Genomic DNA, 13,106 nt, shown 5'->3' with positions numbered 1-13,106 from the left:
AGGAGCCAACTGCTTTTTTTGTTAAATCTCAAGCTACGCTATTGCTTAGCTGTAGGGTGACTGCTATTTTTGCCACTGATGTAAACAGTGTTTATTTGATCTGTTGGTACTGAACATTTTGTAGCAACGAGCCTGTAACGCTCCATTTACTTATTTAGACCCCCTTTTTTCCTGAACAGGGATCCGGGAAATCACGACACAGGGATGTCTATTTGAGACTCTTTATGAAGTTCGATATCTCATCCCCGTTTAAAAAAACCGCCCTACAAAACTACAACTTAAAAAAAGCACCAATAACAGTAAGCATGAGAGGAAAATTTCTCATCGCCATGCTGTTGATGTCACCCGGCCTGGTTTCAGCGACGACCACCATCAATCATCTGTTCAATCCTGCAACCATCGATCCTGGTGATACCCCCACATACAGAATCGAAATCGCTAATGATGCATTGGTAAGCCTTACTGAAGCCGAGGTCACTTCTCGACTGCTTCCCCAGATCACTATCGCCAACCCAGCCAATATAACCAATACCTGCGGCTTTACCGGCGTCACCGCTGTTCCTGGAACCTCAGACATTGTGCTTACCAGTGGCACCATTCCAGCCCGGGTAGGATTGACCGATGGACAGTGCTTTTTTGAGCTCTCTGTCACCTCTACCACCCCTGGCACCTACATCAACAACATTCCTGCACTGGTTCCTCCCGCCAGACCTGATGCAGTCACTGCGGGTTATTCGGCACTGGAGAACGGCGTCCCGGTCTCCAATGCCACGCCAGCCAATGCGACTTTGGTGGTCAGCACCCTGCTCAACCCAACCGGTAACAAAACCTTCAATCCCTCTCCGGCAATTGCCGGAGATGCGACGAACCTGAGCATTGTTTTGAGCAATCCGAACGCTGGCGCTACCCTGCCACTCACCACTTTTACCGACACCCTGCCTGCCGGAATGGTGGTAGCCAACCCAGCAAACAGCAGCATTGCCTGTAGTGGCGCCGGTGCCTCCAATGGCACGATTACCGCTACACCGGGTACAGATACCATTACACTCACCGGAGGCATCATCGGTGAGTCTGGAAATTGCACCATTGGTGTCGATGTGACTGTTCCGACAATCGTTGGTACAAGTCAACTGTTTAACAACAGCCTGCCGTTGGGGGCGATAGGGAATACACGAGGACTAACCAGCCCTGTTTTCAGCCGCAATGTCACTGTTAATACACCAATCTCAGTCTCAAAAACATTCACTCCGGATACCATACCCGCTGGCCAGCCTTCATTGCTGACCATCGTCATCAATAACAACAGCACCGATAACACCCTGCCGATAACCAGCTTCCTCGACGACTTGACCGGCACAACCCTATCCATCGTAGATACCTCTACAGTGGCACCGGCAGATCCGAGTGTAGTCTGCGATGGCGCGGGTTCGGCAAACGGCAACTTGACCGATGCCGCAACTAACCCGCTGGACCAGGGTGATACCGGTATCCTCCTCAGTACCGCAGTCGCCGGACAACGCTCCGGCGCCAATGGCAAGTGCACCATCACTGCCTATGTCACCTCAACAACAGACGGCGCTCACACCAACACTATCCCTGCCGATGCGGTAGTGAACCCTGTTGGTCATTCCAGCCCCACAGCGAGCGATGTGATCGATGTCAATGCACAGTTGACCATTGATAAAACAGTCTCTGTAAACCAGGTTGCCCCCGGACAGTGGACTCAATTCAGCGTCACCATCAACAACTGGTCTGGAGCAGATGTCACCAACCTCAGTTTCAGGGACACCCTACCCAATAGCGGTGGTAACCAGATGGTGTTGGATGATTCTGCTGGGATTCCGGTTTCCAACAGCTGTGCCGGCGGGGTCTACACCGGCGCAGATGGCGATGCCGAACTATTATGGACTGGTGGTACCGCACCCGCAGGCGTAGGAGCCTCACCTGGGACATGTACTCTGGTATTTCGAGCCCGCCTGCCTCTTACAGCGACAACCGGTCTCGTCTTCAGCAATCAGATCCCCACCTGGGATGGTGTCAACGGCGTTGGCGGCACCGGCAACGGTCCTGGTGGCAGTGTCGTCAACCCCTCACCCAGTCCTGCAGTCAATGTCACTACCGTTGATGTTGTTTCTGTTACCAAGTCCTTCTCCCCCGATCCGATCGCTGAAGGACAGACTTCGACCCTGAGACTTAGGGTTCGCAACCGCACTCTGAACCAGCTGACCGCCGTCAATCTTACCGACAATCTCCCAGTCGGCATCGCCCTGGCCGCCAACCCCGCAGCCACCAATTCCTGCGGCGGAACCCTGCAGGCGTTCCCTGGCGATGACCAGGTGATCCTCTCTGGTGGCACCGTCAACCCGCGCCCCAACGGTTCTGTTCAGACCCAATGCGAGATTACGGTGCAAGTCACCGGCACCACCCCTGGCAGCTATCTGAATACCATTAATCCTGCCGATTTCAGCTCCAGTGCAGGCACCATTCCCTCAGCGGTGTCAGACACCTTGAACATCAATGCCGGGATCTCTGCAAGCAAGTCATTCCAGCCAACAAGCACAGCTTCAGGCGGTAGCTCCCGAGTCACCATCAATGTGATGAACAACTCCTCCGGAGCATTGACCAATGTAACCATCGATGATGACACCTTCTCTGCCGGCCTGACCATTGCAAACCCAGCCAATGCCAGCACATCCTGTGGTGGAACAACAACACTGGTGGTCAACCCGGGTGCAACCCGCGCTCAACTTCAGGGTGCAAATCTCCCTGCAGGAGCCAACTGCGATTTCGCCTTCGATGTCACCACATCTGCAGCAGGCCCTTGGAGCAATACCATCCCGGCTGGCAATATCAGCAGTGCTGAAGGTTCATCCAACAGCACCCCTGTATCTGCAACATTGACCTCGGCCAGTGCTGATGTCGGCATCAATAAAGCATTTAATCCGATCATCGTTACCGGTGGTACGCCTTCACTGCTGACCATTGATGTCATCAACAGCTCAGGCGCCACCATACATGATGTGGCGTTTACCGATATTTTTCCGGATGGGATCGTGGTCTATCCTGTGCCAGACGCCAACACTAACTGTCTGGGCGGCACAGTGACCGCAGTAGCAGGCGGCGATAGTGTTGGTCTTGTGGGTGCAACATTACTACCCAACGATATCTGCCAGGTCTTTGTCACAACAACCTCGATGCGCTTCCTCAATCTCACCAACTTTATTCCTGCGGGCGTGATTACCAGTGAGGAGGGGTATACCAATGCCCTGGGTACCCAGGCCTCCCTCTCCACCCTGCAGGGTCTTGGATTGACCAAAGGCTTCTCACCTGCCTATATCCCAGCCGGTGCTGTCTCCAGGTTACGCCTTGAATTGATAAGCACCTTTGACGCCAATGCCGTCTCACCGGTAACCCTGACCAGTGTCAGTTTTACCGACCCACTGCCTGCCGGCCTGGTATTCGCACCTGTACCAAACGCTGCCACCACCTGCGCCGACGCAACATTGAACGTCAATACAACTACCCAGGCGATCACCATTTCTGGCGGCACAATGCTCCCAGGCACCTCCTGTATAATCGAGGTGGATGTCACAGCTGCTTTAGTGGGTGTCTATGACAATCTCATACTGCAAGAGGCGATTACCACTGACCAGGGTGCGACCAATGAAAACGACGTTTCCGCTGAACTGAATGTCATCCTTGAGCCGACAATCGCTAAATCCTTTGCCCCGGCTACCGTCAGCACTGGAGAACGCACAACCCTAACTGTTACGGTCACCAACAATTCCGCTGTTGCGCTAACAGGAACATCACTGACCGATACGCTGCCTGTCGGGGTGGCTGTCTACTCCGCACCAACCACAGCCACAACCTGCGCAGATGGTGCGGTAGCTGCCACTGCCGGGGATAATGAAATCACCCTCAGCGGCGCAACCATCCCGGCCAGTGGCAGCTGTACTTTCAGTGCCGATGTCACCGCATCAATCACCGGCACGCTGACCAATACCATTGGCGCCAATGCCATTACCACGGATCAGGGGGTAAGCAACCCCGCACCCGCCAATGCTGACCTTGAAGTGCTGGCACCGCCAACCATAAGCAAGGCCTTCAATTCAGCATCAATCAATACCAATGAAACCTCTACCCTGACCATCTCATTGGGTAACAGCAACACCAATGCGATTACCCTTACCAGCCAACTGGTCGATGCTCTGCCAGGTAACGTTTTGGTTGAAACGCCAAATGGCCTGATCACCACCTGTCCAGGAGTGGTTACCGCCACTCCAGGTGACATCCAGATCAGCTATGCCAATGGCGCAAGCATCCCCGCTGGTGGTTGTACCATTTCCGTTGATGTCACCTCTGCGGTGGATGGCTCCTATGTCAACACCATTGCTGCAGGACAACTCACAACCTCCTCTGGTGATAACCCACAACCCGCCGTCGCGACACTGGGTGTCGGGGCACTGATTGATGCTGCTCCCGGTATCAGCAAAGCCTTTGCCCCCACAACCATCGACATCAACGGCACTTCCACGCTCACCCTGACACTGGAAAACCCGAACCCAGGACCCTTGACCCTGGATGCCGATTTCACCGACACCTTTCCTGCAGGTCTGCTAATCGCCAATCCAGTCAACCTTGCCGGCAGCTGTACTCTGGGCAGTGTCACCGCAACAGCTGGAACCAATTCAGTCGTTTATGCCAACGGGGCCAGCATACCTGCAGGTAATTGCACCATCATCCTCGATGTCACCTCAGCCAGTGCAGGCAGCTATAACAACACCATTGCCATCGGTGATCTATCCACCGCCAGTGGTGGCAGCAACCCCCAGCCAGCGACTGCGAGCCTGATTGTCACCGCACCTCTTGCTCCAACCCTGGGTAAATCCATTACTCCGATCACCATCAATCCAGGAGAAACCTCCAGATTGACCCTGAACCTGGGTAACGACAATGCACAGGTTGCCACCCTTGGCGCAGACCTGGTGGATAACCTGCCTGCAAATATCGAAGTCGCAACACCAGTTAACCTGGTAACGAGTTGCCCAGGTACAGTGCAGACCACCCTCAACACCATCACTTATACCAATGGCTCGACTATTCCTTCCGGCGGCTGCTCTATCGCCATTGATGTGACCTCCGCCATTTCAGGGGGGCCATGGACCAATACGATTGCTGCAGGTGCCCTGCAGACCGACCTTGGAAACAATGGCGCACCAACCAGTGCCGACCTGTTTGTCAATCCGCCGCAACCCCCTAGTGTCAGCAAGCAGTTCGCACCAACCACCATCTCCTCTGGTGGCCTGGCAACACTCTCCATCGCCTTTGGTAACGGTAACGCTACCGCCGCCACCCTTACAGCTGATTTGGTTGATAGCCTGCCAGCCGGGGTAGAGATCGCCGCAACACCCAATATCCAGGCTTCAGCAGGTTGCGATATTGCCAGCGTAGTGGCCGCGCCAGGGGGTAATACAATTACCTATCTCACTGGTGCGGTGATTCCAGCCAATGGGGGGTGCTCAATCAGCGTCGACGTCACCTCTGTCGCCCTGGCAACCCATACCAATACGATTGCCATCAATGGCCTGCAGACTGATATCGGTAACAACATTGTCGCCACATCGAGCAATCTCACCGTTACCCCTATTCTGCCCGGCTTGAGCAAAAGCATCTCACCCAGCAGCATACGCCCCAACGGTATTGCAACACTCACCATCAGCCTGACCAATCTGAATGCAGTCGCTGCGATACTGGCGGCAGATCTGACGGATAGCTTTCCAGCAGATTTGGTGGTTGCTGATGACCCGAACATTCAGGTCAGCCCAGGATGTACACTGGCCAATGTGGTTGCTGTAGCAGGGGGGAACACGCTGGTCTATCAGAATGGCGCGAGCATACAGCCCGGTGGTTGCACCATCTCTGTCGATATTACATCGAGTGTTGTCAGTGCCTACACCAACACAATTCCAGCCGGTGGATTGACCACCGATCTTGGGGACAATCCCAATCCTGGCAGTGCTGTATTGAATGTGACCTATGAGCCGGTGAGTATTCCTGTTACCGGTTTCTGGGGGCTGCTGCTGATGGTTATGTTATTGGGCTTTATTGCTACTTATCAGATCCGTAAACCGCAGCAGGGTTAGTGTTATTTAATCCCTGTCGGGGTATCGCATAGGCTTCTTGGTGGGGCATGGCCCCACCCTACGCTAACTGGAAAAAATCGTAGGGTGCGGCCCTGCCGCACCATTAAGGACTGACAAGCGTGATATCGACCGTGGAATCAGATAATCACTTCCATTTCCACAAATATGGATGCCTGGAGAGTCCATCCCGTATCGCCTTTTTATGCAATACCTTGGCATCTTTCAGGTTTAGATATGAACCTATCGCGACGACATAACCCTCTTCATGCTTCTTGTCCTGAACAACCCGTGCGCTATACCCGCTATCCTTCAATTGCATAACCTGTGTGTAGGCATCGCTCTTATTTTCATGTTTCCCTACAATCACAAACCATCCATCAGAGACCTTTCCTGAAATGCCATACCAGATCAGTTTACTCGTCGATGGGTTCTCATGTTTTCCGATCAACATGTTTTCATTGTCGGCATATGCATTTCCGATAAGGGATGACAAAATATCACCAATAATTTCTGCAGCGCCATGCTCAGGCGAAATGCTAATTGGCGTATGAGTTCCAAACTCAGCTTCCAACTCGATCATCTCCTGCTTTGCATCCCTGAAATTATTCGCATTAATGGTTCCAACCACCAAAGCCGGCGCCATCAGTCCAAGTTGAAAAGCTTTTTTGTAATCACTTTCAGAATTAACAAAAACCACAAAAGCACCCAATACCATCAGCCCAAAGGCTTTCAACAGGTAGCCGATGACAATCGCCGGCACAAACGCCTCAACGATCAAGCCTACATCGACACTGATTAAACTAACCAGTAGTGGTGTGATTCCAGCCATTGCTCCGATACTGCAGCCAATCTTTATTTCCCTGGTCATTTCAGTTCTCCACAATTGCCAAGTTAGTGAACTTTATCCCTTTTCTAACTGCATTATTGGTTGAGCTTACTTTAAAACAGTAACATCCCGCTCAACAGTTACTTTCTAATATATCCTCCGATACTATAATTCTTAGAGTAGGATTTAACTTCATGCTAGCGAAATATTCACATCGACAGGCCACGTAGAACCTGATAGTTATCCTACCGTCGCCCTATTGGTTGCGTGTTTCACACGACTTGATCATCTCCGCCCTCCTGGATCTGTCTATCGGTGCTCTGGATTTTGTATGCTAAGATGGCGAGCTTCAAAATTCAGCCAACCATCCTGAAAAGCCTAACCCCCCTGACATGCTTAATAAACTGACTGACAGATTGCTGAAAAAAGAATGGTCTGAAGAGAAGATCAATCAGCTTGTTGGCGGGTATCAAAAGCTCTACCACGCCTATGCTGAAGATCCAGCGGTGCGCACCAATGCCGCCTCGGGCGGTGTCGGTTCAGCCCTGTTGATCGAGTTACTCAAGGCTGGGGAGATCACCGGGGCACTGGTCTGTAATACCAGTATAGAGGCTGGCAAAGTCAGAGCTCACTTCTCCATTGCCTGCTCTGAACAGGAGATCCTTGACGCTCAGGGCAGCAAGTATGTTGAGACCGCCTTCATGAAAGAGGCGCTGCCTCTGATCAGGGGTTTCGATGGCACTGTCGCAGTAGTTGGATTGCCCTGCGACATCACCAACTTGTCCCGCTGGATCGATAAAGATCCACAGCTGGCGAGCAAGGTACGCCTCAAAATCGCTTTGGTTTGCGGTCACAATTCCCGCACAGAGCTGATCGATGGCATTACCAGAAAACTCGAAAATCAGGCTGGCGGAACTTTGCAGAGCTACCGTTTTCGGCGAGGCCACTGGCGTGGGCAGTTGGAAGCGATTTTCGACAACAAAACAACAATCAAGAAGCCCTTTTCCTACTTCAGCCTCTATCAGAATCTGTTTTTTTACTCAGAGAAAAAGTGTTTGGTTTGCCATGACCACTTTGGCTATCACGCAGATATTTCTTTGGGCGATGTCTGGGCCTATCGCTTCAAGGACGATCCCATCAAAAAGACCGGACTCATCGTTCGCACCGATGCTGGAGAGCGTGCCTGGTCGATTGCGCTAGAAAGTAATCGCATTGTCAGCACTGACCTCGACATAACAGATATTCTTGATGGCCAGGCCAGGTCAGCACCCTATCACTACAATGTGAGCGCCCGAAGTCGGGTGGCTGGTCTAATGGGATATAAGATCCCCGACAAGACAAAAACCAAGGTATCCTGGCATGAGTGGATCACGGCCTTAATGTCACTGTTCAATATGCGCTGGAGTGAGAACAAACGCTGGAAAGCCCTGATTTTCAAACTACCCAGGCCGATACTCAAGATCCTGCTCTATTTTCGCAAAGGACTCGAATCCCTGCCATGAAGTCTGTTTCAATCATTGCCGCCACGATCAGCGGAAACCGTGGCGCAGAAGCCATGCTGACAACCACAATTGGTGAAATACGTAACCGATATCCAGATTGTCTTTTCAATGTCTTCTCCTACTATCCAGAACAAGATCGTGAGCTTAATGGGGATGCCAGGGTGCATATCTACAGTGCTACCCCGCTTTCAATTGTGACACTGCTTTTTCCCTTTTCGATAATCTTTGCATTTTTTAAACTACCTCTCCTGAATAAACTGCTGAGGTTTTTTCCCGGTGCTTTACAGGCTTTAAATCAGTCTGATGTACTGATTGATCTTGCCGGCGTCGCATTTATCGATGGCAGAGAAAAATTTCTGCCCTATAACGTATTAACCCTTGCACCTGCATTCATTCTCAATACCCCAGTAGTGAAATTTTCACAGGCACTGGGCCCTTTTAATAATCCTCTCAATCGTCTTCTCGCCAAGCCCACCTTAAGGCTTTGCAAACAGGTATTTGCAAGAGGCGAAGGTACGCATCAGCATCTGCAGAGCCTTAAACTCGATAGTCTCTATCCCACACCGATTGCAGATGTTGCCTTCAGGCATCGACAGGAATATAGCCTCTCCACTGAAAACCAGAAGCAGGTCGATCAACTGATAGTCGCGCTGAAAGATGAGCAACAGCCTTTAATCGGGGTCTGCCCAAGTAGCGTGCTTGCCGCCAAGAGCCTTAATGATGGAGATGGCTACAACGAAAGTTTGACTTCCCTCTGCCAGAAACTCATCCAACAAGGCAATGCGATCCTGCTGTTTCCAAATGCAACCCGCAATAATCAGGGAAGCAAACTTCGAAACAATGACCTTCCGGTTATAAAAATTATTGCTGAACGGCTCATTTCCGCAGGTGCCCCGGCTGAGCAAATACATGTTGTGGATTTCGATATCAACACAAACGGCATCAAGCAATTAATGCCATTTTGCAAAGCCCTGATGGTTTCAAGATTTCATGCCATGATCGCAGCACTCTCTGCAAAACAGCCCGTCATAGTACTGGGTTGGAGTCACAAATACAGAGAGGTCATGGACTCTTTTGAGCTGGGGGAGCTGGTTTATGATTTCAAGCAAGTTGACATGTCTGCCATTTTAAACGCCATCGAATCAATCATCAAAGATGACAGCACTATCACTCACAAGCTGGAACAGCATCTACAACCCAATTTAGACTCATCTTTTAGACAGTTTGAGTATCTGTTTAACAACCTGGACTGATACCCCTGTGAAACAGAAACTCAAAACCGTATTGAAGTCTATATGGTGGCTGATGGTAATTACTTTCATTACTCTCTTTCTCTATAAGAACCTGCAGACTGCTGCTTCAGTAATTCAAAAGCTACCTGTGACTACGCTTTTTATCGCCTTCTCATCAATTGTTGTTGCGAAGTTTTTTCTTGTCCAGGCGATGTATCTGGCTTTGCAACGATACCAGGTCAATCTCACTTACTTTCGATGTTTTATTATCTACAATGTCACCCAGCTTGGTAAATATATACCCGGCTCTATCTGGCAATTTGTAGGCCGGATAAGCTTTTATCGGGAAGAGAATATCAGCAATGACAAAATCAGGGATACCCTGTTACTGGAGACCTTCTGGGTAGTTTTCAGTGCGTTGGCTATTGGCCTATGCTTGATACTGCTTGTACAGCATCAGCTTTTGATTCAACTACTTTCCGATCTGCCAGGACCTCTAACCCACCCCTATACATTGTTAACACTTGCAGGCCTGATTGTGTTAATAACACTGTTGTTCAAAAAAACCCTGATCAAATATGCAAAGCGCTTTATGTTCAGCCCGGGCATTACACTGGTGGTTTCGATAATTTGGATCTGCCTTGGCTTTTCGTTCTGGATTACACTTTTACCCTTCACTTCCAATGAACTCTCATTTGTCTATATCATAGGGCTCTATGCACTGAGTTATGCGTTGGGGTTTGCTGTGCCTTTTGCTCCAGCTGGCATAGGTATTCGAGAGGCGGTTCTGGTAATGGGACTGCTGCCATACCTCGATGCCAACACATCAATTATTCTGGCAACTATAAACAGACTCTTTTATATTGTTTCGGAGATATTTTTGGTACTAATCTCCAGCTACCTATCCGTTCGGTATACTAAGGAAAGTAAAACCACATGACACCCCTCATCCATAGACTTCTTCCGTACATCTTCATAGTTATTAGTTCAATAGTGATACTTGGTGCAAATCCCTTCGCAGGTGAAACCGTTGCACCTACCGATATATTGGCAAATCAACCGGGCTGGCAAAACCTTGGTATAGACATCAAAACAAGACACCCGGCACGCACTGACATCCTTGATGCCAGAATGCCCCGTTGGATCCATGCAAAAACCGCACTTAGAAATGGCGAACTACCGATTTGGAACCCAAATCCGATCAATGGCATACCAGGCATGCAGTGGTTGCCTGCTGCTGTATTTACCCCAGCCTTCGCTCTATTCGCAAGCATCAGTGACAATGCAACTGGCTACTATTTTGCTCTTCTGACTAATCTGTTAATCGCCGCAACTGGCGCTTATCTGTTACTCTTTTCCATGACCAAAAGCCGACTGGCCGCCACTTTTGGTGCAATGGTTTTTGCTTATTCCGGTTTTCATGCCGCTTGGTTCTATTGGGCACATGTATCAACCAGCATTTGGATTCCCTGGTTGATGTGGCTAAGTTATCAATACCTCATCTCACAAAGGCTTATCTATCTACCCTGGCTCGCCATTGTCTCTGCACTGATGATATTTGGTGGTTTTCCCAGTGTAGCCGTCTATGGCTTTTTCGCTCTGGCAATTCTCTTCCCCATTTTTGCGCCCTGGAAAGATGGCCTTAAGAACGTCAGTCTCAATGCATTATACTTGGGCACAGCCATCATCGTGGCTTTTTTAATTACTTCATTCTCAATTTATTCACTATATGAAATGTTGCAATTCACTCAAGCAGTGGAGTCTCGACATGGTGGAACCCCCCTCAAAGCACATCACTTAATCAATTATGTAAAACCACTATTCACCAAATATGCCAATGTCGAGAGAACCGTTTACATCGGTATCATTCCTTTGATATTTCTTGCGACTCTGGTTCCGTTACTGATATTTAAAAGATTGACAAAAAATCTCGTCTTCGCTCTTCTTTTACTCTCTATTTCAGTATTGATTGCGTTCGGAATACTTCCCAAAGAGATAATCACTGCCATTCCCACATTCAACAGTAATAACTGGGGTAGAATGACCATTTTATCTGCCCTGGCATTCGCAATCATTTCTGCTGAACTTATCTACCTGATATCTGTTTCAAAAATCAGCAAACGAAATCCCCGGTTAATAACGGGCATAATCATACTCTTACTTACCGTGCAATTTTTAGATATGCGCGCCTTATTCCGTAATTTTAACGGCCCTGTACCAGCATCAACATTTTTTGCCAAGACCCCTACAATCGACTACCTGCAAATTCACTTGAAACCCATGCAAAGTACGATTGCAGACCGCTCCTATATGGTCTCCGGGATATTCAGTAATTATGGAATACCAGAATGGTTCGCTCATGGGTTCAAAACACGATCTGAACGCGATTTAATGGAAAGCAAACTTGCTCCAAATGCTCATCGTAGTCGTACTGCTGCCGCAGTCTATTGTGAAGGCGTTAAATCCGACTCCAATATGCTCAACCTACTTGCTATCAAATACCTGGCTTGTAACAAACCTATTTCCAAGGGAAATATACAGCGTACCGTACTCTCTACATCTGGATCGCCTCCTAAGGCTTCAGGACTAATCACTCCAGAACGCCCACTAGTACAATATTTTGCTTTACCTAATCCACTGGAAATTGATGCAATCTCCTTAAAGCTTGCCACCCATGGCATGGAGCAGGCCCATGCTGATATAGCTCTACGCCTCTATCACGACAACATTTTAATTGCTGAATCATTTGTAAAAGCATCGCAAGTTCGTGACAACCGCTGGGTTGATTTCACATTCTCTAAAAGGATCCATTTGAACACCCATAATAATCGACTTGAAATCCACACATTACCTTCTGATCAAAAAGGTAAACTGAGTGCATGGCTCTACCCTATGCAAAACGATGATGTTTATATCAAGCGGGGTAGCGATACTCGTAGTTCAGTTGTCGCTGTAAAATTCTATCTGAATATTAAGCTACCCGATTCTATTATCTATCACCGAATAGAGAATAATATGGTACTACTGGAAAACACCAACATTAAAGGTAGCGGTTATACACTTGATGAGCTGGATGAAAACTTAATACCAGATTTCTCAAACCTACAACTTCTTAAAAGCAACGCTACTCTGCATGAGTTAGAATACACAGGTGATCGAGCAACATGGATGATTCTGCCTATCCGGCACTACCCCGGCTGGAATACCTATGTAAATAACAAACCGGCCACTGTTACTCCTTTTTTGGATATACTACCTGCCATACAAGTAAGCCCAGGCGATAGAGTCATCTATCGTTATGAACCAAAAACACTCTATCTGCTCTCTCTGCTCAGTATGTCAGCACTGATGTTTACGCTTTTCCTGGCTTACCGGTTTCGCGCAAAATAGTCTGGAATGG

6 protein-coding genes are annotated in these 13,106 nt (G+C 49.2%); 5 read left to right on the top strand and 1 reads right to left on the bottom strand.

Going from position 1 to position 13,106, the window contains the following annotated elements:
• Positions 1 to 224 precede the first annotated feature (224 nt).
• Positions 225 to 6,146 carry a beta strand repeat-containing protein gene (locus AC4IFB_RS02760; RefSeq protein WP_490779326.1) on the top strand — a complete coding sequence of 1,974 codons (5,922 nt, stop codon included), beginning with the start codon at positions 225 to 227 and terminating at the stop codon, positions 6,144 to 6,146.
• 145 nt (positions 6,147 to 6,291) lie between these two features.
• Here AC4IFB_RS02760 and AC4IFB_RS02755 read toward each other — a convergent pair whose 3' ends face one another.
• Positions 6,292 to 7,014, bottom strand: a complete 723-nt coding sequence (locus AC4IFB_RS02755) for an SPOR domain-containing protein (protein ID WP_490778632.1) — start codon at positions 7,012 to 7,014, stop codon at positions 6,292 to 6,294.
• Positions 7,015 to 7,388: 374 nt separating this feature from the next.
• Here AC4IFB_RS02755 and AC4IFB_RS02750 point away from each other — a divergent pair, with 374 nt between their 5' ends.
• The 4 genes from AC4IFB_RS02750 to AC4IFB_RS02735 are packed head-to-tail and all read left to right on the top strand — an operon-like array spanning position 7,389 to position 13,096.
• Positions 7,389 to 8,474 (top strand): Coenzyme F420 hydrogenase/dehydrogenase, beta subunit C-terminal domain, encoded by a 1,086-nt coding sequence (locus AC4IFB_RS02750; protein ID WP_490778631.1) that lies wholly within the window; start codon positions 7,389 to 7,391, stop codon positions 8,472 to 8,474.
• Positions 8,471 to 9,727 (top strand): polysaccharide pyruvyl transferase family protein, encoded by a 1,257-nt coding sequence (locus AC4IFB_RS02745; protein WP_490779325.1) that lies wholly within the window; start codon positions 8,471 to 8,473, stop codon positions 9,725 to 9,727. Before AC4IFB_RS02750 ends, AC4IFB_RS02745 begins: the two co-directional genes overlap by 4 nt.
• 7 nt (positions 9,728 to 9,734) lie before the next feature.
• Positions 9,735 to 10,646, top strand: a complete 912-nt coding sequence (locus AC4IFB_RS02740) for a lysylphosphatidylglycerol synthase domain-containing protein (RefSeq protein ID WP_490779324.1) — start codon at positions 9,735 to 9,737, stop codon at positions 10,644 to 10,646.
• Positions 10,643 to 13,096, top strand: a complete 2,454-nt coding sequence (locus AC4IFB_RS02735) for a hypothetical protein (protein ID WP_490779323.1) — start codon at positions 10,643 to 10,645, stop codon at positions 13,094 to 13,096. The genes AC4IFB_RS02740 and AC4IFB_RS02735 overlap by 4 nt, the downstream gene beginning before the upstream one ends.
• Positions 13,097 to 13,106 lie beyond the last annotated feature (10 nt).

Source organism: Candidatus Thiodiazotropha sp. AKIB8, from assembly GCF_058244675.1.
Note: the sequence above shows the minus strand (reverse complement) of the source record. Positions and strands in the feature narration are given on the sequence as shown.

Coding starts and splice junctions, on each gene's coding strand:
- AC4IFB_RS02760 (WP_490779326.1), top strand. CDS start 225: ATGAAGTTCGATATCTCATCCCCGTTTAAAAAAACCGCCCTACAAAAC.
- AC4IFB_RS02745 (WP_490779325.1), top strand. CDS start 8,471: ATGAAGTCTGTTTCAATCATTGCCGCCACGATCAGCGGAAACCGTGGC.
- AC4IFB_RS02735 (WP_490779323.1), top strand. CDS start 10,643: ATGACACCCCTCATCCATAGACTTCTTCCGTACATCTTCATAGTTATT.
- AC4IFB_RS02755 (WP_490778632.1), bottom strand. CDS start 7,014: ATGACCAGGGAAATAAAGATTGGCTGCAGTATCGGAGCAATGGCTGGA.